At 68.7% G+C, this 24,840-nt stretch carries 20 protein-coding genes; 9 read left to right on the forward strand and 11 right to left on the reverse strand.

Going from position 1 to position 24,840, the window contains the following annotated elements; translation table 11 throughout:
• Nucleotides 1–4: 4 nt before the first annotated feature.
• Nucleotides 5–589: a TetR/AcrR family transcriptional regulator gene (locus tag OD750_RS17135; RefSeq protein WP_263541908.1), complete on the reverse strand. Its 585-nt coding sequence runs from the start codon at nt 587–589 to the stop codon at nt 5–7.
• 75 nt (nt 590–664) lie between these two features.
• Here OD750_RS17135 and OD750_RS17140 point away from each other — a divergent pair, with 75 nt between their 5' ends.
• Nucleotides 665–2,239, forward strand: coding sequence for a DHA2 family efflux MFS transporter permease subunit (locus OD750_RS17140; protein ID WP_263541909.1), 1,575 nt, complete (start codon nt 665–667; stop codon nt 2,237–2,239).
• A gap of 18 nt (nt 2,240–2,257) precedes the next feature.
• On the opposite strand, the gene OD750_RS17145 is transcribed toward OD750_RS17140, so the two are convergent.
• The 3 genes from OD750_RS17145 to OD750_RS17155 are packed head-to-tail and all read right to left on the reverse strand — an operon-like array spanning nt 2,258 to nt 4,781.
• Nucleotides 2,258–2,776 (reverse strand): GDYXXLXY domain-containing protein, encoded by a 519-nt coding sequence (locus OD750_RS17145; RefSeq protein WP_263541910.1) that lies wholly within the window; start codon nt 2,774–2,776, stop codon nt 2,258–2,260.
• Nucleotides 2,773–3,798 carry a DUF4401 domain-containing protein gene (locus OD750_RS17150; RefSeq protein WP_263541911.1) on the reverse strand — a complete coding sequence of 342 codons (1,026 nt, stop codon included), beginning with the start codon at nt 3,796–3,798 and terminating at the stop codon, nt 2,773–2,775. Before OD750_RS17150 ends, OD750_RS17145 begins: the two co-directional genes overlap by 4 nt.
• Nucleotides 3,795–4,781: a DUF2157 domain-containing protein gene (locus OD750_RS17155; protein ID WP_263541912.1), complete on the reverse strand. Its 987-nt coding sequence runs from the start codon at nt 4,779–4,781 to the stop codon at nt 3,795–3,797. Before OD750_RS17155 ends, OD750_RS17150 begins: the two co-directional genes overlap by 4 nt.
• A 134-nt stretch (nt 4,782–4,915) precedes the next feature.
• Between OD750_RS17155 and OD750_RS17160 the strand changes: the two genes are divergently transcribed.
• The gene (locus OD750_RS17160) at nt 4,916–5,665 is read left to right on the forward strand and encodes a DUF4304 domain-containing protein (protein ID WP_263541913.1); all 750 of its coding nucleotides are present in this window, start codon (nt 4,916–4,918) and stop codon (nt 5,663–5,665) included.
• A 15-nt stretch (nt 5,666–5,680) separates the two neighbouring features.
• Here the strand turns inward: OD750_RS17160 and OD750_RS17165 are convergent, their stop codons facing one another.
• On the reverse strand, nt 5,681–6,211 hold the full coding sequence (locus OD750_RS17165; protein ID WP_263541914.1) for a gamma carbonic anhydrase family protein: 531 nt from the start codon (nt 6,209–6,211) through the stop codon (nt 5,681–5,683).
• A 121-nt stretch (nt 6,212–6,332) separates the two neighbouring features.
• On the opposite strand from OD750_RS17165, the gene OD750_RS17170 reads away from it, so the two are divergent.
• Both OD750_RS17170 and OD750_RS17175 read left to right on the forward strand, forming a co-directional pair.
• Nucleotides 6,333–7,760 (forward strand): coniferyl aldehyde dehydrogenase, encoded by a 1,428-nt coding sequence (locus OD750_RS17170; RefSeq protein WP_263541915.1) that lies wholly within the window; start codon nt 6,333–6,335, stop codon nt 7,758–7,760.
• Nucleotides 7,761–7,773: 13 nt separating this feature from the next.
• Nucleotides 7,774–8,640 (forward strand): dienelactone hydrolase family protein, encoded by an 867-nt coding sequence (locus OD750_RS17175; RefSeq protein WP_272842018.1) that lies wholly within the window; start codon nt 7,774–7,776, stop codon nt 8,638–8,640.
• A gap of 33 nt (nt 8,641–8,673) precedes the next feature.
• Here OD750_RS17175 and OD750_RS17180 read toward each other — a convergent pair whose 3' ends face one another.
• The 3 genes from OD750_RS17180 to OD750_RS17190 all read right to left on the reverse strand — a co-directional run bounded on the left by OD750_RS17180 (nt 8,674) and on the right by OD750_RS17190 (nt 14,068).
• Nucleotides 8,674–9,501 (reverse strand): hypothetical protein, encoded by an 828-nt coding sequence (locus OD750_RS17180; protein WP_263541918.1) that lies wholly within the window; start codon nt 9,499–9,501, stop codon nt 8,674–8,676.
• A gap of 131 nt (nt 9,502–9,632) precedes the next feature.
• Entirely contained in the window at nt 9,633–12,221 is a 2,589-nt protein-coding gene (locus OD750_RS17185) for a DUF3616 domain-containing protein (RefSeq protein WP_263541919.1), read from the reverse strand.
• 74 nt (nt 12,222–12,295) lie between these two features.
• Nucleotides 12,296–14,068 (reverse strand): patatin-like phospholipase family protein, encoded by a 1,773-nt coding sequence (locus OD750_RS17190; protein ID WP_263541920.1) that lies wholly within the window; start codon nt 14,066–14,068, stop codon nt 12,296–12,298.
• A 104-nt stretch (nt 14,069–14,172) separates the two neighbouring features.
• On the opposite strand from OD750_RS17190, the gene OD750_RS17195 reads away from it, so the two are divergent.
• The 4 genes from OD750_RS17195 (at nt 14,173) to OD750_RS17210 (ending at nt 18,650) form a co-directional block, all read left to right on the forward strand.
• Complete coding sequence (locus OD750_RS17195; protein WP_263541921.1) at nt 14,173–16,218, forward strand: M3 family metallopeptidase; 2,046 nt, start codon at nt 14,173–14,175, stop codon at nt 16,216–16,218.
• 15 nt (nt 16,219–16,233) lie between these two features.
• The gene (gene xth / locus OD750_RS17200) at nt 16,234–17,001 is read left to right on the forward strand and encodes an exodeoxyribonuclease III (protein ID WP_263541922.1); all 768 of its coding nucleotides are present in this window, start codon (nt 16,234–16,236) and stop codon (nt 16,999–17,001) included.
• Nucleotides 16,998–17,672 (forward strand): YecA/YgfB family protein, encoded by a 675-nt coding sequence (locus OD750_RS17205; protein WP_263541923.1) that lies wholly within the window; start codon nt 16,998–17,000, stop codon nt 17,670–17,672. Before xth ends, OD750_RS17205 begins: the two co-directional genes overlap by 4 nt.
• A gap of 132 nt (nt 17,673–17,804) precedes the next feature.
• Entirely contained in the window at nt 17,805–18,650 is an 846-nt protein-coding gene (locus OD750_RS17210) for a pirin family protein (protein ID WP_263541924.1), read from the forward strand.
• A gap of 146 nt (nt 18,651–18,796) precedes the next feature.
• Here OD750_RS17210 and OD750_RS17215 read toward each other — a convergent pair whose 3' ends face one another.
• On the reverse strand, nt 18,797–21,061 hold the full coding sequence (locus OD750_RS17215; RefSeq protein ID WP_263541925.1) for a S9 family peptidase: 2,265 nt from the start codon (nt 21,059–21,061) through the stop codon (nt 18,797–18,799).
• 144 nt (nt 21,062–21,205) lie between these two features.
• Here OD750_RS17215 and OD750_RS17220 point away from each other — a divergent pair, with 144 nt between their 5' ends.
• Nucleotides 21,206–22,231, forward strand: a complete 1,026-nt coding sequence (locus OD750_RS17220) for a phospholipase A (protein ID WP_263541926.1) — start codon at nt 21,206–21,208, stop codon at nt 22,229–22,231.
• A 16-nt stretch (nt 22,232–22,247) separates the two neighbouring features.
• Here the strand turns inward: OD750_RS17220 and fabV are convergent, their stop codons facing one another.
• Together fabV and mnmE are read right to left on the reverse strand one after the other, a co-directional pair.
• Nucleotides 22,248–23,447, reverse strand: a complete 1,200-nt coding sequence (fabV, locus tag OD750_RS17225; protein WP_263541927.1) for an enoyl-ACP reductase FabV — start codon at nt 23,445–23,447, stop codon at nt 22,248–22,250.
• A 43-nt stretch (nt 23,448–23,490) separates the two neighbouring features.
• Nucleotides 23,491–24,837, reverse strand: coding sequence for a tRNA uridine-5-carboxymethylaminomethyl(34) synthesis GTPase MnmE (gene mnmE, locus OD750_RS17230; protein WP_263541928.1), 1,347 nt, complete (start codon nt 24,835–24,837; stop codon nt 23,491–23,493).
• Nucleotides 24,838–24,840: the final 3 nt, after the last annotated feature.

Consider the following 24,840-nt stretch of genomic DNA (forward strand, 5'->3'; position numbering starts at 1 on the left):
GCGCTCAGCCGAGCCCGAGGCGGCGCTTGATCGCCGCGCGCGAGCTCGCGAGGATTTCGTCGGAGCGTCCGGCGTCGCTCTCGATGCGCGCGATCGACAGCGCGCCCAGGAGTTCGGCGAACGTCGATCGCGCGTCGGCGACCGGTTCGGCACGGCCGACGTCGCGCAGCAGCGCGGCGAGCGCTTCGACCAGCCGCTCGCTGCCGGCGGAAAAATGCCGGCGCTGTTTCGCGGCCATGCGCGGGAGATCCGACGCGAGCGCCGCGATCGGGCAGCCGGCACGGCGCGCGTCGCGATGCGCGGGCGACAGGTAGAAATCGATGTACGCGCGCAAACCGTCGGCCGCCGGGCGATCGCGGGTTTCCGCGGCGAGGCGCGCGCGCGATTCGTCGAACATCTGGCCGACGGCCGCGGCGACGAGATCGTCCTTCGAGGCGAAGTGCGCGTAGAAGCCGCCGTGCGTGAGACCGACGTCGGCCATCACCTGCGCGATGCCGACGCCGTCCGGGCCTTTCGCGCGGATCGCCCGCGCCGCCGCCTTGACCACCTTGTCGCGGGTCTGCTGCTTGTGTTCGGCGTCGTAGCGCATGCCGGCCTCTCGCCTTGCGTTCGTAGTATGACGATCATAATATTATCGACGTCATATCATTGCAAGGCCGTTCGCATGTCCGCCACCGACGATCCGGCTTCGCTGCCGGACTCGCGCAAATACCTCATCTTCGCGGTGATGGCGTTCGGCCAGTTCATGGCGCTGATCGACATCCAGATCGTCGCGGCGTCGCTCAACGACGTGCAGGCCGGCCTGTCGGCGGGGCCGACCGAAATCAGCTGGGTGCAGACCGGCTATCTCATGGCCGAACTCGTGATGATTCCGCTGTCGGCGTTTCTCGCACAGGCGCTGTCGACGCGCTGGCTGTTCGCGCTGTCGGCGGGCCTGTTCACGCTGGCGAGCGCGCTCTGCGGCGCGGCGTGGGACATCGACTCGATGGTGGCCTTCCGCGTGATCCAGGGTTTCGTCGGCGGCGCGATGATTCCGACCGTGTTCGCGACCGGCTTCGCGCTGTTCACCGGTCCCCAGCGCGCGATGATTCCGGCGATCCTCGGCATGATCGCGGTGCTCGCGCCGACGCTCGGTCCGACCGTCGGCGGCTGGCTGACCGACGCGTTCGGCTGGCGCTCGATCTTCTACGTCAACATCGTGCCCGGCATCGCCGTCACGGTGCTTTCAGCCATGCTGATCCGCGTCGACCGGCCCAATCCCGCGATGTTCCGGCGCATCGACTACGCGCATCTCGTGTCGCTCGCGGCATTTCTCGGCGGCCTGCAGTACGTGCTCGAGGAAGGGCCGCGCTACGACTGGTTCGACGACCCCGCGATCGCCGCCGCGGGCTGGATCTCGCTCGTCGGATTCGTGCTGTTTCTCGAACGCTCGCGCAACTCGGACGGGCCGATCGTGAAGCTCACGCCGTTTCGCAGCCCGACGTTCGTGTTCGCGTGCGTGTTCAATCTCGTGATCGGTTTCGGGTTGTATGCGTCGACCTATCTCGTGCCGCTGTTTCTCGGGCGCGTGCGCGGCTACGACAGCCTGCAGATCGGCACGACGGTGTTCGTCACGGGCATCGCGCAAATCCTGTCGGTCGTCGTCGCGGCGCGGCTGTCGCAGCGCGTCGATCCGCGGCGCATGATCGCGGCCGGCCTCGCGCTGTTCGCGGCAAGCCTGTGGTCGACGTCGTTCCTGACATCGGAGTGGGGCTTCTGGTCGCTCGCGCTGCCGCAGGCGCTGCGCGGGTTCTCGATCATGCTGTGCATCGTGCCGAGCGTGACGCTCGCGCTGTCCGGATTCGCGCAGGCCGAGCTGCGCTACGCGTCGGGCCTGTTCAATCTGATGCGCAATCTCGGCGGCGCGATCGGCATCGCCGTCGTCACGACGTGGCTGCAGGACTACACGCGGATCAACGCCGCGCGTTTCGGCGAGAGCCTCGGCGAAGCGAACCGGCACGCGCCGGACGTCGTCGCCGAACTCGCCGCGCACGTCGGCAGCTGGACCGCCGACGCGTCGCACGCGTTGCTCGTCGCGCAGGGCGAGATCGTCGGCGTCGTCGCGCGCCAGGCGCTGACGCTGTCGTTCAACGACGTGTTCCGGCTGATGTCGTGGCTGTTCCTCGCCGCGCTCGTGCTGGTGCCGTTCTGCCGGCCGGCGCGCACGGCCGCGCCGGCGGCGGCCGTCGATTCGCATTGAGCGGCGGGTCGCTTTGCGCTATCGCGCCGGCAATCGCCCGAACTGCGCGTCGCGCAGCCCCGCGAGCAGCGCGTGTCCGCCGTCGCTCACGCGCAGCTCGCCGTAGCGCGCCGGCTCGTACAGCGCGGCGGTGCCTTCGGCGAAGAACCATGCGTTCGACGCGATCCCCACGCGCTGCCCGCGCCGCCGGAATTCCAGCGCCACTTCGCCCGCTTCGCGCGGCGTCGCGGCGACCTGTTCGCGCACGAGGCGCGCCACGCCGTGTTCGTCGAGCGCGAGAATCGCGTAGCCGTCCTGGTTCGCGCGCGGCGGTTCGACCGCGTTGCCGAGGCCCGCAGTCGTCAGCTCGCGCGCGATCGCGTAGTCGAGCGCCATGTAGTCGCCCTGCATCAGCGAGCGCGGATCGACCGGCGCGAGTTCGAGCAGGACCACGCGCCCGTCGCGCAGCAGCCGCTCGCGCGCGAACACCAGGGCGTTGACGACGGCGAGCGCGAGCACGAGGCCGCCGACGAGCGTCGCGATCTGCCAGCGTTTCATGCGCGGCGCTCCAGGTAGCGCGCGACGCTGCGCAGCGCCAGCACGAGCGCGCCGCCGCCGGCGAGCTGGCCCGACTTGTCGAGCAGCGTCACGTCGAGCTGGTAGTAGTACAGCCAGAGGCATCCGATCGCGCCGGCCACGCCGAAGAGCACGATCGCGGGGCGGTCGATCGCGAAGCCGGTCAGTACGAACGCGAGTCCGATCGCCACGCCGGGCGCCGGCAGCCACAGGACGGCCAGCGCCATGCAGCCGACGATGGCGAGCAGAATCGACGGCGATCGCAGCGCGTCGGCGGCCGTCGCCAGACGCAGAGCGATCGCCGGCAGCAGCATCGCGGCAACGGCGGACATCGACGATTGCCACGCGTTCAGCACCGCGATGCCGGGCGGCGCTTGCCACAGACCGAACAGAAATCCATGGGTCGCGGCGCCGAACAACGCGCCGAGACCGCAGGCCCACGCGAGCGGCGCGTAGCGTTCGGCGCGACCGGCCCAGAACAGGACGGCCGCCCAGGCGAACAGCGGCAGCGTCGCATAGCTCGCGAGCGGGCCGATATGGCCGCCGATGCCGGAAAGCGCGGCCACCAGCGCCGCACCGCAGGCGAAGCGGTGCAGCCAGGACGGTCCGAACGCGTACATCGCACCCGCGACGAACGCGACCGCGAACCAGCCGCCGCCGTCGCCGGGGCCCTTGTCGAATGCCGCAAGCCCGATCAGCACCTGTCCGACGACGCTCGCCGGCACCGCGGCCTGCATGAAGAATTCGCCCGATGCCACGCGCATCAGCGCGATCGCACCGGCGCAGCATGCGACGCCGAGCACGATCATTGCCGGACGGCTCGACAACAGGTCGCTCACCAGTACCGCGAGAAACCCGAACAGGCAGATCGCCGCGATCCAGGCACTGACGCCGAGCAGGATCTGCAGGTACCACGGCGTCTGCGTCGATTCCGGCGGCGCATCGCCGTCGACCAGCCCCGCGTCGCGCAGGGCATGCCAGGCCGTCAGGTCGCTGTGGCTCATGCGCGCTCCTCGCGCGCGAGGCGCCGCAGCCAGACCGCGAAGGCGGCCGACTGGCCGCCCACGGCAAACACGAGCAGCAGCAGCGAACCGGCCCAGTCGCCGTTCTGCCGCAGCAGCAGGCGCGCCAAGAGCGCGGTCACGACCACGATGACGCCGAGCGCCGCCATCGCGAGCACCGCGACGTCGCGACGATCCGCGCGATAGCCGGGCGTCAGCAGCAGCAACGTGGCGAGGAGCCACGGCAGCACGGCGACGCCGAAGCCGTTGCGTTCGATCACCGCCGCCGCGGCGCCGAACGTGAGCGGCGCGACGGCGAATGCGGCGAGCACGCGCGGCGCGACGCGTCCTTCGAGTTCCGGCAGACGCCGGGCGGCGATTTTCCACGCCAGCAGAAAAGCGAAATTGATCGCGCCGATGATCGACACGGCATCGTCCCCGCCGAAAACGCGCCACGGATGCAGGTCGAACCACAGCGCGAGCGCCACGTCGACGAGCGCGATCCACGTCAGCCACAGCACGGCGCTGCGCGCGGCGATCGTCCACGGCAGCGCGAGCGCGGCCCACAAGGCGAACAGCTGCCAGGTGTCGGCGCCGGTCTGATAGGTCTGGCCGAGCAGCGCGAGCAACGCGCCGAGCAGTAGCACGGCCAGGAACAGCGCCGCTTCGCGCGCGACGCGGCGATGCGCCAGACGCACGGCCGCGACGACGGCGAGCACGAGCAACGCCTGCACGCCGCCGAGCCGCGCGAACTTGCCGAGCTGCGCCCAGTTCGCCGCGATGAAGAAGATGACGCCGGCGCCGAGCAGCGCGGCGCCGAGCCACAGCGCGAGCGCATCGAGAAAACCGCGCCATGGCGGCGGTGCGTCGGCGCCGAGTACCGCCCGCGCCTGCGCGGCGCGGTCCGGCGCCAGAACGCCGGCCGCCTGCCATTGCGACACACGGCGGCGCGCGGCGACGACGTCGAACCAAGCCCCCACGCTCATGCGGCCTCCCGCCGTAGTCCGGTCTCGTTGATACCACCAAACCCGGCCGTTGTCCTGGACACCCGTTGTCGTGGACACCCGGGCGCAGCCGGTCCGGCGCTAGACTCGCGCGTCATTCGACCGCGAGCCTCGCCATGCCCAGTCCCGCAGTTCCCGGTGCGGACGCCCGGATCGGTGTAAAAATTGACTTTGTCGCTAAGTTCCTCGGCGAGCGGCTGAAACCGCTCGGCTATTCGCGACGCGGCAGGACATTTCATCGCGTCGTCGGCGACGGCGACGGCGAATGCGTACAACTGCTCGACCTGCAGGGCGACAAGTGGAACGAAGGCGGTCGCGGCAAGTTCACGGTCAACCTCGGCGTGCGTTTTCCGGCGTTGCTCGCGCTGCAGGCGAAGCTGCCGGGACTCGAATGGATCGGCGAACACGTCAAGCCGACGCAGATCGCGTTCGGGCCGGGCGGCTTTCAGGGCCGCCTGAACGATGCGGTGTCGCCGACGCGCGATCCGCGCTGGCCGAACGAGTTGCGCAACGGCGCCGATTTCTGGGCGACGATCGACGAGACGACCGATCTTTCCGCGCTCGCCGAAGGACTGGCGGTCGCCGTCGTCGATCACACGCCGGCGTGGTTCGATGCGCGCAGCCGGCTGGCGGCATTCGGCCAGCCGGCGTTGCAGACCTTCGGCATGCCGAGCGCGCGCGAGGCGGTACTCGCGGCTGTCCTGCAGCGCGACGCCGAGCTCGCCGCGCAGCGCGTGCGCGCGGTCGAACCGCACCGGCTGGCGCAGGACGCGAAACAATTCGCTGCCCTGCTCGACCTGCTGCGCGAACATGGCGTCGACGTCGAAGGTATCGGCTGGATCAAACCGGCACCCGCGAAGCGCTGACGCGCGCCGCCGTCGCTACGCACGCAGATAGTCGTTCTTGAGCTCGACGTATTTCGTCGCCGAGTAGTACAGCCGCTCGATCTCGTCGTCGGACAGGCGTCGCGCCAGGCGCGCCGGATTGCCGAGCCACAGCTCGCCTTCGCCGACGATCTTGCCGGGCGCGACGACCGCACCGGCCCCGACGAAGCCGTGCTTCTTCACGATCGCGCCGTCGAGCACCGTCGCGTGCATGCCGATCAGGCAGGCGTCGCCGATCGTGCACGCGTGAATCACCGCGGCGTGGCCGATCGTCACGTCGTCGCCGATCAGCGTCGGAAAGCCGCCCGGCGTGTACGGGCCGTCGTGCGTGACGTGCACGATCGCGCCGTCCTGGATGTTCGTGCGCGCGCCGATGCGGATGCGGTGCACGTCGCCGCGGATGACCGTGCACGGCCAGATCGACGAGTCGGCGCCGACCTCGACGTCGCCGATCACGACCGCGTCGGGATCGATGTAGGCGGTGTCGGCAATGACAGGATGAATGCCGCGGTAGGGACGCAGGGACATCGGCGGTGCTCGTCGTCGAAAACCCGCAGCGTAGCCGCTTCGAGGCCGGGGGCAAAGGCGGTCGCGATTTGGACGCCGACGCCCCTCACCGCTCGCACGGCAACCGCGCTACAGTGCAGAAATGGACACGCCCCAGACCGCCGCCCCGGCCGGCACCGCCGATCTCGACGCCACGCTCGCGCGACTGCGCGCCGCCTGGCAATCGCACACCCCCGACTACCGCCAGCGCATGGACGATCTCGCGCGCCTGCGCGACGCGTTCAAGCGCCGCCTCGACGACCTCATCGGCGCGATGAACGCCGATTTCGGGCGCCGCTCGCGGCACGAATCGCTGCTGTCCGACGGCATGACCGTGCTGCACGAAATCGATCTCGTGCGCCGCAATCTGCGCCGCTGGATGCGCCCGCAGGGCCGCGCGGTCGACTGGACGTTCCTGCCCGCGCGCGCCGAAATCCGCTGGCAGCCGCTCGGCGTCGTCGGCGTGATCGCGCCCTGGAACTACCCGGTCAACCTCGCGCTGATTCCGCTCGTCAGCGCGATCGGCGCCGGCAACCACGTGATGCTCAAGCCGTCGGAACACACGCCGCGCACGTCCGACGCGCTCGCCGCGCTGCTCGCCGAAGTGTTTCCGGGCGACCGCGTGGCCACGGTACTCGGCGGCCCCGACGTCGCCGCCGCATTCGCCGGCCTGCCGCTCGATCACCTGTTGTTCACCGGCTCGACCGAAGTCGGCCGCAAGGTGATGGCCGCCGCCGCGCCGAACCTCACGCCGGTGACGCTCGAACTCGGCGGCAAGTCGCCGGCGATCGTCGCGCCGGACTTTCCGATCGACGTCGCCGCCGCGCGCATCGCGGCCGGCAAGTTTCTCAATGCGGGCCAGACCTGCATCGCGCCGGACTACGTGCTGATCCGCGCCGACGACCGCGAGCGCTTCGTCGACGCGCTGCGCGCGTACGTCGCGCGGCACTATCCGAACCTGCGCGAAAGCCCCGACTACACGAGCATCGTCAACGAGCGGCAGTACGCGCGTCTGCACGGCCTCGTCGACGATGCGCGCCGGCGCGGCGCAACCGTCGTGACGCTGCCGGACGACGCCGCGCACGATCCGGCCGCGCGCGTGTTCGCGCCGACGCTCGTCATCGACGCGCCGGACGATGCGCGCGTGATGCAGGAAGAGATCTTCGGGCCGATCCTGCCGATCGTCGCGGCGCCGTCGGTCGACGCGGCGATCGCATACGTCAACGCCAGGCCGCGCCCGCTCGCGCTGTACCACTTCGACCGCGACCGCGGCCGCACGCGCAAGGTGCTCGACAGTTGCGTCGCCGGCGGCGCCAGCGTCAACGACTGCCTGCTGCACAACGCGCAGGGCGAACTGCCGTTCGGCGGCGTGGGTCCGTCGGGCATGGGCCACTACCACGGCCACCACGGTTTCGTTACCTTCTCCAAGCAGCTGCCGGTTTTCCACCAGGCGCGTTTTTCCAGTCTTTCGCTGCTGCGCCCGCCGTACAAGGGCCTCGCCGATTTCATGACGCGTTTTCTGACGCGTTGAGGGAAACACCATCATGGACCAGCGCGTCATCGAGCTCTACAACGACTACGTGCACGGCTCGATGCCGCGCCGCGATTTCCTCGCGCGGCTGACGGGCATCCTCGGCAGCGCGGCGGCGGTCAGCGCGGTGCTGCCGCTGATCGAACCGAACTACGTGCAGGCGCAGCAGGTGGCGAACGACGACAAGCGCATCGTCACCGAATACGCGAAATACAAAGGTGCACAAGGCGACGTCAAGGCATTCGTCGCGAAACCGGCCGGCGCGAAGGGCAAGCTGCCGGGCGTCGTGGTGATTCATGAGAACCGCGGCCTCAACGCGCACATCGAAGACGTCGCGCGTCGCGCGGCGCTGGCGGGCTACGTCGCGGTCGCGCCGGACGGGCTGTCTGCCGCCGGCGGGGCGCCGCAGGACCAGGAACAGGCGCGCGACCTGTTCGGCAAGACCGACCCCGCGGTCATCGCGTCGGACGTGCTCGCCGCCGTGCCGTATCTTGCGAGCCGCCCCGACGCGAACGGCAGGATCGGCGTGGTCGGCTTCTGCTACGGCGGGTCGATGTCGCTGCAGGCGGCGGTGCACCGCGCGGAAACGACGGCGTCCGTGTGTTTCTACGGCGGCGCGCCGAAGCCCGAGGACGTCGCGAAGATCAAGGCGCCGCTGTGCCTGCACTACGCCGGCAGCGACGAGCGCGTGAACGCCGGCATCGCCGACTTCCGCAAGTCGCTCGACGAGCACGGCGTGGCATACAGCCTGAACATGTATCCCGGCACGCAGCACGGCTTCCATAACGATTCGAGCGCCGCTCGGTACAACGAGGCGGCGGCGAAGCTCGCTTGGGCGCGGACGTTGGCGTTTTTTGAGCAGTATTTGAAAGCTGGGTAGTTCGGTGTCGATCCGTGTCGGGATCAATCGGTGTCACCTCACCAACCGGCAGGTCTCCCCCAGCCCGGGAACCGAAGAACATGCCCACATCCCTTGCGACGTGCCCACGGTTATCCCCAAGCGTTGAACGAGTTCCATGAACTCGCGATAGTTCGATGAAGTCGCGCCGCCCGGGAAGCTGTACGGAAGCTCGGAGAACTGGTTCCGGCTTCCCGGAATCGGGTTGCCGTTGGAATCCTGTGCGGTATTCGGTACGAGTCTGCAGGTTTCGCCGTTCTCGCTCAGTTCGAACTCCGCACGGCCGTTCTTGAAATTGACCAAGACTTTCGCAGAGAGCGGTTCTTCTTGAAAACGCACCTGCGAGCTGTCGTTTTTCATGTCGATCATTCTCGCACCTGCGTCGCTGTTGGCCGCCGCGGTGGCAATGTGTGCAGCCAGCCAGTTCCCCAGATGGGCGGCTCCATTCGCGCTACCGTAAATGTCAAAGACGCTCATGCCGGCGTGCGGACCGGGGATGTTCGGCAAGTTGACGGTAACGACGAGCTTGAGCGAACCATAGCGCTGTCGATAGTCCGCCGCCTTGTCGAAGAAGGCTACGTATTCGGCTGACACAGACTGTTCGGTTGCTTCGTAGACGAAACGACCGCCGGGAGCCGGCTCTCGCGAAACATTGAACGTCCGCAGCTGCCGGCCGGTGAAGTCGTAGAGGTATCGCGTTCCGACGCCGGCGCCAATCGCGCGTTGTTCGAACTGCTCGTCCGTGCATGCATCGCATCGCACAGCGGGTACCGTCGGCAAAGCCAAGGCCTGTCCGGACAGCACCGCCAGAAAAAAGTACGAAGCCAAGAGTTGCTTTGTCATTTCATGGATTCCGATGTCCCGAGCGGACCCCGAATCCAAGCTAACAAACGCCTATCCGCATGCGATACGGTTTGGAGGGATGTTTTGCCGGCGGCGATGCGCGGTGGCGCGCACCGCCGCCGGCAACTTTGCTAACCGTCGAACCCGTTCCGGAAAATCACATCGTTCGCCGGCGGCACGTCGACCGTCACGTTGACCCCGACGAACTTGCGGAAGCGCGGTTCCGGCAGATCCTTCGCGATCACGCCATCGTCGTACCAGACGGTGTCGCCGCTGTCGGACAGGAACGTCAGGAGGTTCGTGCCGGCGTTCGCGATGCCGACCAGCGTCTCGACGCTGCCGGCCGCGGCGACCGCCGCGAGGTCGGCGTTGAGCGGCAGCGGCGCGACGTCGGCCGCGTTGCCCGACCACACGTACAGGCGGAAATCCGACGGCGGCGTGCCGTTCGCGGTCGTGGTCGGGCCGGCGACGATCAGGTAGCGCCCGTCGCTCATGCGCGAGATTTCGCGGATGCCGCGGCCGCCGAGGTCGAGCTCGATCGGCGCGGCGAACGTCACCGAGCCCGCCGGCTGCGAACCGCCGGCCGGCGCATCGAGTACGACCGCGCGCAGATTCGTCGCATGGATCACGAGCGCCTTGGTGCGCGCGCTCGTCGGCAAGAGCGGCGCGCGGAACGCGACGTAGAGGCCGTCGAGATCCGGCGCGATCGCAAGACCCTCGATGTTGAAGCCGTCGTCGCGCTCGGGCCAGATGCCGGTCGCCGCGCTCTCGGCGAGGCCCAGCGCGTTCGCGCCGAGGCCATGGCCGTTGTTCGTGTCCCAGTTCACGAGGTCGGCGCGCAGGTAGTCGTAGCGGCCGGCGTAGGCGAGCTGCGTGGCCTCGCCGGTGTCGTTCACCGTCGTGGCGAACACGCGCTGGCGGTTCGGGCGCGCGGCGCCGTTGTCCTTCTTGTTCGAGTGCGAGCCGGTCCACCAGATCGTCTCGCCGTCGCTCGCGGCGCCTTCGATGTCGACCTCGCGCGGCTGGCCGCCGTCGATGTCGGGCAGCGCGAGCGAACCGGTGAAGTCGAAGCCGTTCTCGGCGAGGCCCGAGCGTGTGCGCGAAAACAGCCGCAGATTCTGGTTCTCGTCGTCGGCGACGAGCATGTGCGAACCGACGGCGACCGCGGTCGACGCGTCGCTCGCGCCGGTGTAGTTGTAGTCGCCCGGCGACGCGGCCAGCGACACCGCGTAGTTGATCGTGTACGTGCCCGACTTGCTGTCGGCATCGGTGGCGCGCACGACGATCGTCGCGTAGCCGGCCGTGCCGGTGCCGATGATGCGCAGCGTACGATCCGCGCCGCTGCCGGTCCAGGTCAGGCCGCCGTCGGCGACGACGGCCGGATTCGAACTGGTCGCGATGACGGCGAGCGCGCTCACGTCGCCGTCGGTGTCGGCAAAGTGGAAGACGATACCGTCGGTCGCGGCCGGATCGGTCGCGTCGATGTAGCTCGCGGCGACGCTGCCCGCGCCGTTGACCGGCAGATCGAGCCGGCGCGTCGTCGCGGCGACGTCGACCGTCACTTCCGGCGAGCCGCCGATGCCGACGCACGCGTCGAAGTCGAACAGCGCGCGTGTGCTCTTGCCCGGGCTGCCGATCGCGCCGCCGGTCGCGGCGTACGAGCCTTCGGCGTCGCCGACGGTCGCGAGCGTCCAGGCGGACGGCAGGTTCGCGCCGAGGCCCGCGGCCGACACCCAGCCGGCCGCACCGGTCGTGCGGATCGTGCCGGGGAAGTTCTGGTCGCCGTAGGCGAGTTTGTCCACCTGCGCATTCGCCGCATCGTACAGATTGATCACGTCGTTGCGGCCGAGGCCGACGGTGTTGCCGCCGATCACCTTGACGCCGGCGCACAGGCCCCACGCCGTGCGGAACGCCGTCGCGGCCTGGTCGGTGAACAGCACGGATTCGCCCGGCTGCACCGTGCCGAACGCGCCGAGGCTCACGGTGCCCGGCGCATTGCTGTCGTCGTCGAAACTCCAGCCGGTCATGTCGGCCGGCGCGTCGCCGACGTTGGTGAATTCCACGAATTCGCCGTTGCTCGTCGAGTCGTACATGTACTCGGTGATGCGCATGCGCGGACCGAGCGGCTGGCACGGGTTGTACGGCGTCGCGGCGCGCGTGGACAGGCCCGGGCTGCCGATTTCGTTGCCGCTCGACAGGCGCGAGTTCTCCGCGTCGCCGACGCTCGAGAGCGTCCACTGTGCGATCTGATCGTTGCCGAGGCCGGCGGCCGACACCCAGCCCGACGCGTTCTGCGTGCGGATCGTGCCGGGAAACGTCTGGTCGCCGTAGCGCAGCGTGTCGACCCGCGTGCCGCTCGCGTCGTAGATGTTGATCGTGTCGGCGCGACCGAGATTGTGCGTGCTGCCGCCGACCACTTTCGCCGCGGCGCACAGGCCCCATGCGTCGCGAAACGCCGCCGCGGTGTTTTCGGTAATGATCGCCGACTCGCCCGGCGCGAGCCTGTCGAGCGCGCCGATCGGCACGCTGCCGGCGACGTTGCTGTCGTCGTCGTAGCTCCAGCCGGTCAGGTCGACCGCCGCCGCGCCCACGTTGGTGATTTCCACGAACTCCTTGTTCGTGCCGTCGTACATGAATTCGGTGATGCGCACCTGCGCCGCGGCGAGCGGCGCGACGCCGGCGAGCGCAAGCGCCGCGGCGTAGCGGAAGAAGACGTTCATGGTTCCCTGACTGCTGCAATGCCGGCCGCGCCGGCGACGATCGCGCAGTGTCGGGTCGCGCGGTGACGAGGGAGTTACAACAGCGGCATGTCGTCGGCGAGCGCGTCCTTCTGCCCGCCGATTTCGCGCAGCGCGTACTGGTAGCCGAGTTCGATCGCGCGCTCGTACGCGCGCCAGTCGAGGAGGTCGACGCCGGTGACCGGCGGCGTCAGCAACAGGCTCGCCTTGGCGCGGCGGTCGGCGTTCGCGGCCTTGGAGTTCACCATGCCGGCGCGCAGCAGGATGCTGAGCATGCCAGGCCGGCGCGGCGCGCGCAGCTTGTCGACGAGCAGCCGCCAGCCATGTGGCGTTGTGGATTCTTCCACTCCGGCATGCAGCACGTCGTCGGCGCCGATGTCCACGGCGATCACGTCGCCGACGGCCTGTTCGCGCATCACGTCGGTCGGCAGGTTGTTGATCACGGCGCCGTCGACGAACACCTGGCCCTGGTGGAACACCGGCGGCAGCACGCCCGGAATCGCCGAACTCGCGCGCAGCCAGTACCAGAGCAGTCCCGAGCGATGGGTCACCGCGTCGCCGCTCGTGAGGTTCGCCGACACGGCGAAGAACGGCAGCGGCAGATCTTCGATGCAGCGCTCGCCGAACGCCTCGCGCAGCAGTTTTTCGACGCGCCGGCCGCCCGTCATCGCGACGAACGGCAAGGTGTAGTCGGACAGCGGCTTGCCGTCGACGAACGCGCGCTTGTAGCGCGCGAACATCTCGTCGTCGTCCCAGTCGGCCGCGACGCCGGCCGCGATGATCGCGCCGATGCTCGTGCCGCCGACCGAATCGATGCGCAGGCCCGCCTCGCGCAGCGCCTTGATCACGCCGATGTGCGCGAAGCCGCGCGCGCCGCCGCCGGACAGCACGAGGCCGAGACTGCGCCCGGCGATCAGGCGCGCGATGCGCTCGACGTCGGCCGCGCCGCGCCAGTGGTGCAGCCGCGCGCCGGCGGCGCGCGCGAGCCACGCCGCGCCGGCGCCGGGCACGATGTCGCCGCGCGGATGGCGCAGCACCAGATGGCGCGGCCGGTGCAGCGCCTCTTCGGCATTGCGGCAGTCGTCCCAGCCGCTCGCCGGCTGCGTCGCGTCGGCGACGAGCACGAGTGCGTCGGCCTGGCGCACGCACAGGTCGCGCCATTCGCCGCTCGCGTCGTCGGCGACGTACAGCACGAACCGCGCGGTCGCCTCGACTTCCGAGAACCATTCGCTGGTTCGGCCGCAGCCGTCCTGCGCGGCGAGCACGCGGCACGAGCCGTAATCGGACAGGGCGGCCCTGAGCGCTTCGGCGAACGCCCGCGCGTCGACGCCGCGATCGTGCGGCAGGATCGCGAGCGTGCGCGGCGACGACAGCGGATCGCCGGTGCGCCGCACGAGCAGGCGTTCGACCGCGACGCGCGCCGCTTCGAGCATCGCCGTCGGCTGGCGCTGCACGAGTTCGTTGAACGCGGTGCGCGACAGGCGCAGCAGTTCCGAATCGCGCAGCGCGCGCACGCTCGCCGAGCGCGGCTGGTCGACGATGAGACCGAGTTCGCCGACGCTCTCGCCGGCGGCGATCAGGCCGATCAGCCGTTGCGGTCCGCCGCCCGACGGCGCGCGAAACGCGCCGAGGCTGCCCGAGCGCAGCACGTACAGCGCGTCCGACGCTTCGCCGGCGTCGAACAGCGTCGCGCCGCCCGGCAGCACGAACCAGTCGAGCGCGGCTTCGAGCCGGTCGAGTTCGGCCTCGTCGAGGTGCCGGAACAGCATGGCCTTGCGCAATATGTCGCGCACGCCGGAGGCCGGATTGCCGCTCGTCGCGTCGTTCATGCGCCCATGCTACGCCGAGCGCGGCGATTTGCGGACCCGGCCGTTCGCTTGAAAACGCGCGGTGCCGCTACACTTTGTCGTTCTGCTTCGATCCGAGTGCCGTCATGCAAGCGACCAACCCGCTGTTGCGCGAAACCGAGCTGCCGGCGTTTTCGGCGATCCTGCCCGAACACGTGGAACCTGCGATCGCGGCGATCCTCGCCGACTATCGCGCCGACATCGACCGCCTGACCGCGGCGACCGGCCCGCGCGACTTCGCCAATACGATGCTGCCGCAGGAGGCGCTCGAGGAACGTCTCGGCCGCGCATGGTCGCCGGTGTCGCATCTGCATTCGGTCAAGGATTCCGACGCGCTGCGCAAGGCGTATTCGGCCGCGCTCGAAGCGCTCACCGACCATTCGACCGAACTCGGCCAGAACCGCGCGCTGTATGCGGCGGTCGAGGCGGTGACGCGCGATGCGGGCTACGCCGCGCTCGATCGCCCCGCGCGCACGCTGACCGAACACGCGCTGCGCGATTTCCGCCTGTCCGGCGTCGCGCTCGAGGAACCGGCGCGCTCGCGCTTCAAGACGATCGCGAACGAGCTGTCGCGCCTCGCCACCGAATTCGAAGAAGCCGTGCTCGACGCGACCGAAGCCTGGACCGAGCACGTCACCGACGCCGCGTTGCTCGCCGGCATCCCCGAATCGGGCCGCGGCGTGCTGCGCGAGTACGCGCGCGAAAAGGAACTCGACGGCTGGCTCGTGACGCTCAAGCAGCCGAGCGTGCAGGCCGTGCTGACGCACGCCGACGACCGGAACCTGCGCGAGCGCGTATACGCGGCGTATGCGACGCGCGCGTCCGACGAGGGTCCGCACGCGGGCCGCTACGACAACACCGGGCGCATCGCCGAAATCCTCGCGCTGCGACATGAAGCGGCGCAGCTGCTCGGTTTCGCCGACGCGGCCGAGGAATCGCTCGCGACGAAGATGGCGCCGTCGCCGGCGAAGGTGCTCGATTTCCTGCATGACCTCGCGCGCCGCGCCAAGCCCGTCGCCGAGCAGGATCTCGCCGAGCTGCGCGCGTTCGCCGCGCAAGAGCTCGCCATCGCCGACCTGCAGCCGTGGGACGTCGGCTACGCGTCGGAAAAACTGCGCGAACGCCGCTACGAATTGAACGAAGAAGAACTCAAGCCGTACTTTCCGCTCGACGCGGTGATCGGCGGCCTGTTCGCGATCACCGAGCGCGTGTTCGGCGTTACTTTGCAGCAACGTGAAGATGTGGACGTATGGCATCCGGACGTGCGCTACTACGACGTGCTCGACGGACGGGGCCGCCATATCGCCGGCACGTACGTCGACCTGTACGCGCGCAGCGCCAAGCGCGGCGGCGCGTGGATGGACGTGTGCCGTTCGCGGTTCCGCGACGCCGACGGCACGCACCGGCCGATCGCGTATCTCACCTGCAACTTCGCGCCGCCGACCGCGACGACGCCGTCGCTGCTCACGCACGACGACGTGCTCACGCTGTTCCACGAATTCGGCCACGGCCTGCATCACCTCCTGACCGAAGTGGACTATCCGAGCGTGTCGGGCATTTCCGGCGTCGAATGGGACGCGGTCGAGCTGCCGAGCCAGTTCATGGAGAACTTCGGCTGGCAGCGCGAGACGCTCGATCTCTTCGCGCGCCACTGGCAGACCGGCGAGACGCTGCCGCAGGCGCTGTTCGAGCGCATGCAGGCCGCGCGGCATTTCCAGGCCGGCATGTTCCTCGTGCGGCAGCTCGAATTCGCGCTGTTCGACTTCCGCCTGCATCGCGAATTCGACCCGGCGCGGGGCCCGCGCACGCTCGCGCTGCTCGACGAGGTGCGGGCCGAAGTCGCGGTCGTCCGGCCGCCGGCGTGGCAGCGCTTTCCGCACAGCTTCACGCACATCTTCGCGGGCGGCTACGGCGCCGGGTACTACAGCTATCTGTGGGCCGAGGTGCTGTCGGCCGACGCGTTCGGCCGGTTCGAGGACGAGGGCGTGTTCAACCGCGCGACGGGCGAGTCGTTCCGCCGCGAGGTGCTCGCGGTCGGCGGCTCGCGCCCGGCGCTCGAAAGCTTCGTCGCGTTCCGCGGTCGCGAGCCGGATGCGACCGCGCTGCTGAAAAGTTACGGTCTCGCCGGATAGGCCTACAATCCGCCCATGAAAATCGCCAGCTGGAACGTCAATTCGCTCAACGTGCGCATGCCGCACCTCAAGCAGTGGCTTGGCACGGCGCAGCCCGACATCGTCGCGCTGCAGGAAACCAAGCTCGAAGACGCGAAGTTTCCCGACACGGACATCGCGGCGCTAGGCTATCGCTGCGTGTTTTCCGGCCAGAAGACGTACAACGGCGTGGCGCTGCTCGCGCGCGAAATGCCGGTCGACATCGTCACCGACGTGCCGGGCCTCGCCGATCCGCAGCGGCGCATTCTCATCGCGAGCGTGGGCGACCTGCGCATCGCCAATCTTTACGTCGTCAACGGCCAGGAAGTCGGCAGCGAAAAGTACAAGTACAAACTCGACTGGCTCGCGCGGGTGACCGACCATCTCGGCAACGAAGCGGCGAAGCACAAGAACCTCGTCGTGCTCGGCGATTTCAACATCGCACCGGAAGACCGCGACGTGCACGACCCCGTCGCGTGGCACGAGCAGATCCTGTGCTCCACGCCCGAGCGCGAGGCGCTCAAGCGCGTCGAGAGCATCGGCCTCGTCGACAGCTATCGGCATTTCGACACCGAAGGCGGCAAGTACAGCTGGTGGGACTATCGCCAGGCCGGCTTCCAGCGCAATCGCGGCCTGCGCATCGACCTCGTGCTGGCCTCCGACGCGTTGCGCCCGCGCCTGGCCGCCGCCCACATCGATCTCGAGCCGCGCCGGTGGGAGCGTCCCTCCGACCACGCGCCGGCGATTCTGGAATTGAACGCATGACCGACGAACGCGAACCGGCGATTTCGCTGGAAGACCACGAACTCGAAGAGCTCGACCAGTTCCTGCGCAAGCACGCGCGCGAGAGCGAAGCCGATCTCCTGCTCGACGGCGTGCACGGCCTCCTGACCGTGCTGGCGGTCGGGCCCGATCCGGCGCTGCCGGACGAATGGCTGCCTGAAATACTGCACGCGCCGTTCGAGGACGAGGACGAAGGCGAACGCGTGCTGAGCCTGCTCGCCAAGCTCAACGATTCGATCGCGAGCGAAATCGACGCGGAAACCTACGAGCCGATCCTCGGCGAGGTCGACCTCGAAGCCGGCGGCACCGCGCTGTCGGCGGCCGGCTGGTGCGAAGGCGTCAGCCGCGCGATCGACCTGCGTGCGAGCGCGTGGGAATCGCGCCTGTCCCAGGACAGCCAGCTGATGGAAATGCTGGGGCCGGTGATGGCGTTGTCGGTCGACGAGGGCGTGCTGCAGTCTGACGCGGAGTTCGAGCGGCTGACCGAGCAGGAATACGACGAGTGCCTGGCGCAGATTCCGAACGTCGTCGCGCAGGTGGCGCAGTACTGGCGCGTGCACCCGGCGAGCGACCGCGAAAAGGCCGGCGGCGGCGCCTCGTCGTCGGAGTTCCGCGATCCGCCGCGCCGCCGCGGGGGGCGCTGGGTGCACTGAGGTTTTCGGGCGTCGCGGCTTCTCGCCGCATGCATTGTTTCCGGCAGGCATAGAGCTTGTTCACGCGCGGACGCTTGGCCGCGCGGGGCGCAGACGCCATCTTGCGGGCATCGCCCCTTCCGGAAGACAGCCATGAGCAACACCGCCAATCCGCGCCGCGTGGTCAACACGGTTCGCGGACGTCCGACCAGCGACGGCGCCGGCGTCAAGCTGACGCGCGTGATCGGCCAGCCGTCGCTCGACATGCTCGATCCGTTTCTGATGCTCGACGAGTTTCGCTCCGACTCGGGCAGCGACTACATCGCGGGCTTTCCGAGCCATCCGCATCGCGGCTTCGAAACCGTCACGTACATGCTCGCCGGCAACATGCGCCACGGCGACAACCAGGGCAACACGGGTTACCTCAAGGCCGGCAGCGTGCAGTGGATGACCGCCGGCCGCGGCATCGTGCACTCGGAAATGCCCGAACAGGACGACGGCCTGATGTGGGGCTTTCAGCTGTGGGTGAACCTGCCGGCGAAGGACAAGATGACCGCGCCGCGCTACCAGGACATCGCGCCCGAGGCGATTCCGGTCGTGAGGCCGGCCGACGGCGTGGCGGTGCGCGTGCTGGTCGGCGAGGTCGACGGAACGCGCGGCCCGGTGGACGGCGTCGCGACGGAACCGGTCTATCTCGACGTCGCGCTCGAGCCGGGCGCGCGCTGGACGGCGAATCTGCCGGAGCGTCACAACGCGTTCGCCTACGTGTTCGACGGTACGGCGACGGTCGGCGGTCGCGAGATCGCGCGCGGCGAGCTTGCGGTGTTGAGCCATGGCGACCATGTGGAATTGGCCGCAAATGCCGCCGGCGCGACGCGGCTGATCCTCGTCGCGGGCCGGCCGCTGAACGAACCCGTCGCGAAGTACGGGCCGTTCGTGATGAATACGCAGGCGCAGATCGTGCAGGCGGTAAGGGATTTTCAGGAAGGGCGGTTCTGAGCTTGCTCCCTCTCGCCCCGACGAAGTCGGGGGAGAGGGCCGGGGTGAGGGGAGTGCGCACGGCACTTCGTCGAGATCGAGGAAATATTCGGCGCGGCCCCCTGACCCAACCCTCTCCCCCAAACACGCTTTGGGGGAGAGGGGCTCTACTTCGTTGCTGTATTTACCGAATCTTCAATGGTCGGCTTCAACTGCCGATCCAGCCACCGCACCATCGTATTGAACACGTGCTTCTTCATCGCCGGCGTCGACATGCCGTGCTTGCCGCCCGGGTAGGTCATGAGGTCGAACTGCACGCCGCGGTTCTGCAGCTGCGCCATCAGCTGCGTCGAGTTCGTGAACAGCACGTTGTCGTCGGCCATGCCGTGCATCAGGAGCAGCGGCGACTTCATGCCGTCGAGCCACGTCATCACGTCGCCCTTCTTGTAGCCGTCCGCGTTCGCGGCGGGCGTCGACATGTAGCGCTCGGTGTAGTGCGTGTCGTACAGCGACCAGTCGGTGACCGGCGCGACCGACACCGCGGCCGCGACGATGTCCGACGCCTTGCCGAGCATCATCAGCGACAGATACCCGCCATAGCTCCAGCCGAACACGCCGACGCGTTTCGCGTCGACCCACGGCTGCGTCGCGAGCCACTCGATCGCCTTGCGCTGGTCGGCCACTTCGACCGTGCCGAGCTTCAGGTGCAGCGCGTCGGAAAACGCGCGACCGCGCCGGCCCATGCCGCGATTGTCGAGCGTGATCACGACGTAGCCGTGTTGCGCGAGAAACTGGTCGAACAGATCGCCGAAGCCGCGCGTGGCGAGCTGCGCCGTCGGGCCGCCGTAGAAATGCGACACGACCGGATAGCGCTTGTTCGGATCGAAACCGGCCGGCTTGTACAGGCGGTACCACAGCGTCTGCCCGTCGTCGGCCTTGATCGTGCCGAACTCGGGTTTGATGTGTTCGGCGAGGTACGGCACGTACGGGTGGTCGCCCTCGACCTTGTTCTGCGCGATCCACGCGAGGTGGCTGCCGTCGGGCTTGCGTACCGACAGCTGCGTCGGCGTCGTCGGGTCGGCCCACGCGTCGACGAACAGCTTCACCGCGCCGCTGCCGTCGCTCGCGAACGTCGCGTCGTGCCAGCCGTCCTCGCGGGTCACGCGCACCGGGTTCGCCGCGTTGCTGCCGTCGAGCTTGAGCGCGTACACCTGTTTGTCGAGCGGATGGTCCTTGTTGCCCGAGACGTAGACGACGCCGGCTTCCTCGTCGACCGCGAGCAGCTTGTCGACCTGCCAGTCGCCCGACGACAAGGCGACTTTTTCCTTGCCGTCCATTCCGTACAAGTACAAATGCTTGTAGCCGCTGCGCTCGGACGCCCACACGAACGCGGCCTGGCGCTCGAGGAAACGCAGGTCGTCGTTGAGGTTGATCCAGGTCTTGCTCGTTTCGGTCAACAGCGTCGTCTGCTTGAGCGTGTCGACGTCGACGCTGACGAGTTCGAGCGTGCGCTGGTCGCGCGACTGGCGCTGGAACACGACGGCCTTGCCGTCGGCGGTCCAGTTCACGCGCGCGAGATAGATGTCGGCGTTCTTGCCGAGGTCGATCCAGCGCGGCTTGCCGCCGCCGGGGCGGATCAGGCCGAGCTGCACCTTGACGTTCGGCTGGCCCGCGGCCGGATAGCGCTGCTGCGTCACGTCGGTGCGGTCGGGCTGGATCTCGAAGCGCTGCACGAGCGGCACGGCCGACTCGTCGTAGCGCTCGAAGGCGATCCACTCGCTGGTCGGCGACCACCAGTAGCCGCTGAAGCGGTCCATTTCCTCCTGCGCGACGAACTCGGCTTCGCCGTTGTGGATCGCGTCCTTGCCGTCGCTCGTCAGGCGATGGTTGAGGCCCGTCTTCAGATCGACGACCCACAGGTTCTGGGCGCTCACGAACGAGACGTAGCGGCCGGACGGCGCGACCTGCGCGTCGATGATCTCGGCGTCCTTCGGCGTCAGCGAACGCACCGCTTCGTCGGGCTTCGCGGCGAGGTCGTACAAGTACAATTGTCCGCCGAGCGGAAACAGCAACTTCGTCGCATCGGGCGCCCAGCGGTAGCTGACGATGCCTTTGAGGCTCGCGATGCGCATGCGCTCGCGCTGCGCCTTCTGTGCGTCGGACAGTTCCTCGGCCTGCGGCATCAGCCGGGTGGAGTCGACGAGCAGGCGCGTCGTGTCGTCGGCGAGGTTGTACTCCCACAGGTCCATCTGGTCCTGATCCTGCGGCTTGCCGCGCAGGAACGTCACGCGCGCGCCGTCCGGCGAGATCTTGACGCCGCGGGGCGTCGGGCCGACCAGCGCCGGGTCGGAATAGATGCGGTCGATCGTGAGCTTTTCGGACATCGCGGGCAGACAGAAGGCCATGAGGCCGGCCAGTACCATCGTACGCATAAAGGAACTCCGCAGGCGAAGCGTGCATTAAACCGGTTTGATACCGGCGCGTCATGTCGCGGTGCGTTGCGTTGACGATGTTTTGCGCACGGGGTACGGCGACGGGCTGCTAGCATGCAGCGCCCATTGCAAGGAGCACCGCCGATGACCGTCTTTCGCTACGCCGCCGCGCCGCTCATGCTCGCGCTCGCCGCGGCACACGCATCGACGCCGACCGAACCGAAGGCCTGCGCGGCGATCGCGTCCGATCCCGAACGTCTCGCGTGCTACGACAGCGCGTTTCCGCGACCGGTGCCGACGCAGGCGCCGCGCGCGCCGCAGACGCGGGCGTTCTTCGTCAACGAGGATGCAAAGCCCGACGCCGACATGCCGCGCTCGCTGCTCGACAGCCGCTGGGAGCTCGACGCCGATTCGAAGCTCGGCACGTTCAACATCCGCGGCTACAAGCCGCTGTACGTGCTGCCGTTCTTCCACACCTCGGACATCAACGCGTCGCCCCGCAGCCCGTCGCCGGGCCACGACGTCGAACTGCCCGAGCGGCTCAACGCCGCGGAGATGAAATTCCAGCTGAGCTTCAAGGGCAAGATCGCGCAGAACCTGTTCGGCGACAACGGCGACATCTGGCTCGGCTACACGCAGGCGTCGCACTGGCAGGTAGCCAACGCGCAGGCGTCGCGTCCGTTCCGCGAGACGAACTACGAGCCCGAAGTGATGCTGGTGCTGCGGTCGAACTACAGCGTGTTCGGGCTCGACGGCCGCCTGCTCGGCATCGGCGTGAATCACCAGTCGAACGGCCGCGGCCTGCCGCTGTCGCGCAGCTGGAACCGCGTGATCGGACAGGTCGGCTTCGAGCGCGGCGACTGGACGCTGATGCTGCGCCCCTGGTGGATCTTCAAGGAGTCGTACGACAAGTCGGACAACCCCGACATCGGGCGATACGTCGGCCACGGCGACGTGCAGCTCGTGCGCGTATGGAACGGGCACGAGTTCGCGCTGATGGCGCGACCGAGTTCGGCCGGCGGCGCGGTGCAGTTCGACTGGGCTTTTCCGATCCAGAACCAGCTGCGCGGACACGTGCAGGTGTTCAACGGATTCGGCGAAAGCCTGATCGACTACAACCACCGCGCCACGTACGTCGGCGTGGGCTTGTCGCTGCTCGAATGGTACTGAGCGGGCGAGCCCGGCGTCAGCTTTGAACGAGTCCGGAAATTTTCACGTCGGGGTCGACGTCGGCGTCGTAGTTCACGCCGTCGATGTCGAAACCGAACAGGCGCAGGAACTCGTGCTTGTAGCCGGCGAAGTCGGTCAGCTCGTACAGGTTCGCGTCGGTCACGACGTCCCATAGCGCGACGACCTCGCCCTGCACGTCGGGCGCGAGTTCCAGATCGTCCGCACGCAGGCGGCCGTCCGCGTCGACGAGCGGCGCGGCGCCCGCGATACTGTCGCGATACAGGCGGTACACCTGTTCGATGCAGCCTTCGTGCGTGCCCTTCGCCTTCATCACCTTGAACAGCAGCGACAGGTACAAGGGCATCATCGGAATCGCCGAACTCGCCTGCGTGACCACGGCCTTGAGCACCGTCACGCGCGCGTCGCCGCGCACGCGGCGCGACAGCGCGTCGCGGATCTGAAGCACGCGGCGGTCGAGGTCTTTCTTCGCCGCACCGATCGATCCGTTCCAGTAGATGTCGTGCGTGATCTTTTCGCCGAGATACGTGAACGCGGTCGTCGTGGCGCCTTCGGCGAGCACGCCGGCGTCGAGCAGCGCGTCGATCCACAGCTGCCAGTCTTCGCCGCCCATCACGGTGACGGTGTCGTCGATCTCCTGCTGCGTGGCCGGCTGCAGCACGGTCTCCTTGATCGTTTCGCGATCGGTGTCGATGCCGCGCAGGCTCACCGCTTCGCCGACCGGCTTGAGCGTCGAGCTGTGGACTTCGCCCGTCGTCGGATGCGTGCGGCGCGGTGCGGCGAGGCTGTACACCACCTGGTCGACCTGACCGAGATCGCGCTTGATCGTCTCGATCGTCAGGCGCTTGATCTCGTTCGAGAACGCGTCGCCGTTGATGCTTTTTGCATAAATGCCCTTGGCGCCGGCCGCGTCGTGAAACGCCGCGGTGTTGTACCAGCCGGCGGTGCCGGGCTTGCCTTCGCTGCCGGGGCGCTCGAAGAACACGCCGAGCGTCGCCGCGCCGCTGCCGAACGCCGCGGTGATGCGCGCGGCGAGGCCGTAGCCGGTCGACGCGCCGATCACGAGCACTTTCTTCGGCCCGCCGGCGATCGGGCCGGCCGCCTCGACGTACGCGATCTGCTGCGCGACATTCGCGGCGCAACCGGCCGGGTGCGCGGTAACGCAGATGAAGCCACGGACGCGGGGTTTGATGATCATGGTAGTTCCTTGCTGTTGTTCGGCCGAGTTTCGATACTCAAGCCTACTTGCCGATACAGAAGCTCGAAAAGATCGCCCCGAGCAGATCGTCGCTCGTGAATTCGCCGGTCAGTTCGCCGAGTTGATGCTGCGCGTCGCGCAGTTCTTCCGCCGCGAGTTCGCCGGCACGCTGTTCGGCCAGCGCGAGTTCCGCGGCGGCGAGATGCGCGGCGACTTTCTCCAGCGCGACGACGTGCCGTGCGCGCGCGCTGAACGCACCGGCCGCCGCGTCGCCGCCGCCCGCGAGCCGCTTGAGTTCGCCGCGCAGCAGGTCGAGACCGTCGCCGGTTTTTGCCGACAGGTCGATGACGATGCCGTCCGATGTCTCCGCGCGTGCCGGCGCGGCCCCGGCGAGGTCGATCTTGTTGCGCACGATGAGACGCGTCTGGCCCGACTGCGCCGGGCCGAGCAGGCGCAGATCGTCGGCCACCGATCCGGCATCGGTGACGAGCAGCGCGACGTCGGCGCGTTCGAGTTCGTCGCGTGCGCGACGGATGCCTTCGCGCTCGACCGGATCGGCCGAATCGCGCAGTCCGGCGGTATCGGCAAGCGTCAGAACGACCCCGTCCACTTGAATACTTTCGCGCAAAATATCGCGGGTGGTGCCGGGGATCGGCGTGACGATCGCGCGGTCCTGCGCGGCGAGCGCGTTGAGCAGGCTCGACTTGCCGGCGTTCGGCCGCCCGACGATGACGACGTGCAGGCCGTCGGTCAGGCGCACGCCGCGACGCGTTTCGGCAAGGAGCCGCGACAGGCGGTCGCTCACGGCGTCGAGCCGCTCGCGCAACTCGGGCGCGGCGAGAAAGTCGATTTCTTCTTCCGGAAAATCGATCGCCGCTTCGACGTGCACGCGCAGGCCGACGAGTCCGGCCAGGAGTTCGGCGACGCGTTGCGAGAACGCGCCGTCGAGCGAGCGCAGCGCGGCGCGCGCGGCGGCCTCCGACTGGCTGGCGATCAGGTCGGCGATCGCCTCGGCCTGCGCGAGATCGAGCTTTCCGTTGAGGAACGCGCGCTCGGAAAACTCGCCGGCGCGCGCGGGCCGCGCACCGAGCTCGCAGACGCGGCGCAGCAGCAAGCCGAGCACGACCGGGCTGCCGTGCGTCTGCAGCTCGACCACGTCTTCGCCGGTGAACGAGTGCGGTTGTGGAAAATGGAGCAGAAGGCCGCGATCGATCAGCGCGCCGGCGGCGTCGCGGAATGCGGTGTAGTGCGCGTGCCGCGGCGACGGCGCGCGGCCGAGCAGCGTCTGCGCGATCGCGCTCGCCTTGGCGCCCGAGACGCGCAGAACGCCGATACCGGCGGCGCCGTTCGCGGTCGCGACGGCGGCGATGGTATCGGCGTCGAGGCTCATCGG

This window comes from Tahibacter soli (assembly GCF_025717065.2).
In the GTDB taxonomy this organism is placed as follows: Bacteria; Pseudomonadota; Gammaproteobacteria; order Xanthomonadales; family Rhodanobacteraceae; genus Tahibacter; species Tahibacter soli.

What these genes read in the sequence shown, in the direction of transcription:
- OD750_RS17195 (WP_263541921.1), top strand. Translation starts at nt 14,173, where the DNA reads ATGCAAGCGACCAACCCGCTGTTGCGCGAAACCGAGCTGCCGGCGTTT.
- OD750_RS17185 (WP_263541919.1), bottom strand. Translation starts at nt 12,221, where the DNA reads ATGAACGTCTTCTTCCGCTACGCCGCGGCGCTTGCGCTCGCCGGCGTC.
- OD750_RS17140 (WP_263541909.1), top strand. Translation starts at nt 665, where the DNA reads ATGTCCGCCACCGACGATCCGGCTTCGCTGCCGGACTCGCGCAAATAC.
- OD750_RS17135 (WP_263541908.1), bottom strand. Translation starts at nt 589, where the DNA reads ATGCGCTACGACGCCGAACACAAGCAGCAGACCCGCGACAAGGTGGTC.
- OD750_RS17220 (WP_263541926.1), top strand. Translation starts at nt 21,206, where the DNA reads ATGACCGTCTTTCGCTACGCCGCCGCGCCGCTCATGCTCGCGCTCGCC.
- OD750_RS17210 (WP_263541924.1), top strand. Translation starts at nt 17,805, where the DNA reads ATGAGCAACACCGCCAATCCGCGCCGCGTGGTCAACACGGTTCGCGGA.
- OD750_RS17205 (WP_263541923.1), top strand. Translation starts at nt 16,998, where the DNA reads ATGACCGACGAACGCGAACCGGCGATTTCGCTGGAAGACCACGAACTC.
- OD750_RS17165 (WP_263541914.1), bottom strand. Translation starts at nt 6,211, where the DNA reads ATGTCCCTGCGTCCCTACCGCGGCATTCATCCTGTCATTGCCGACACC.
- OD750_RS17160 (WP_263541913.1), top strand. Translation starts at nt 4,916, where the DNA reads ATGCCCAGTCCCGCAGTTCCCGGTGCGGACGCCCGGATCGGTGTAAAA.
- OD750_RS17170 (WP_263541915.1), top strand. Translation starts at nt 6,333, where the DNA reads ATGGACACGCCCCAGACCGCCGCCCCGGCCGGCACCGCCGATCTCGAC.
- OD750_RS17190 (WP_263541920.1), bottom strand. Translation starts at nt 14,068, where the DNA reads ATGAACGACGCGACGAGCGGCAATCCGGCCTCCGGCGTGCGCGACATA.
- OD750_RS17150 (WP_263541911.1), bottom strand. Translation starts at nt 3,798, where the DNA reads ATGAGCCACAGCGACCTGACGGCCTGGCATGCCCTGCGCGACGCGGGG.
- fabV (WP_263541927.1), bottom strand. Translation starts at nt 23,447, where the DNA reads ATGATCATCAAACCCCGCGTCCGTGGCTTCATCTGCGTTACCGCGCAC.
- OD750_RS17155 (WP_263541912.1), bottom strand. Translation starts at nt 4,781, where the DNA reads ATGAGCGTGGGGGCTTGGTTCGACGTCGTCGCCGCGCGCCGCCGTGTG.
- OD750_RS17215 (WP_263541925.1), bottom strand. Translation starts at nt 21,061, where the DNA reads ATGCGTACGATGGTACTGGCCGGCCTCATGGCCTTCTGTCTGCCCGCG.
- mnmE (WP_263541928.1), bottom strand. Translation starts at nt 24,837, where the DNA reads ATGAGCCTCGACGCCGATACCATCGCCGCCGTCGCGACCGCGAACGGC.
- OD750_RS17180 (WP_263541918.1), bottom strand. Translation starts at nt 9,501, where the DNA reads ATGACAAAGCAACTCTTGGCTTCGTACTTTTTTCTGGCGGTGCTGTCC.
- OD750_RS17175 (WP_272842018.1), top strand. Translation starts at nt 7,774, where the DNA reads ATGGACCAGCGCGTCATCGAGCTCTACAACGACTACGTGCACGGCTCG.
- OD750_RS17145 (WP_263541910.1), bottom strand. Translation starts at nt 2,776, where the DNA reads ATGAAACGCTGGCAGATCGCGACGCTCGTCGGCGGCCTCGTGCTCGCG.
- xth (WP_263541922.1), top strand. Translation starts at nt 16,234, where the DNA reads ATGAAAATCGCCAGCTGGAACGTCAATTCGCTCAACGTGCGCATGCCG.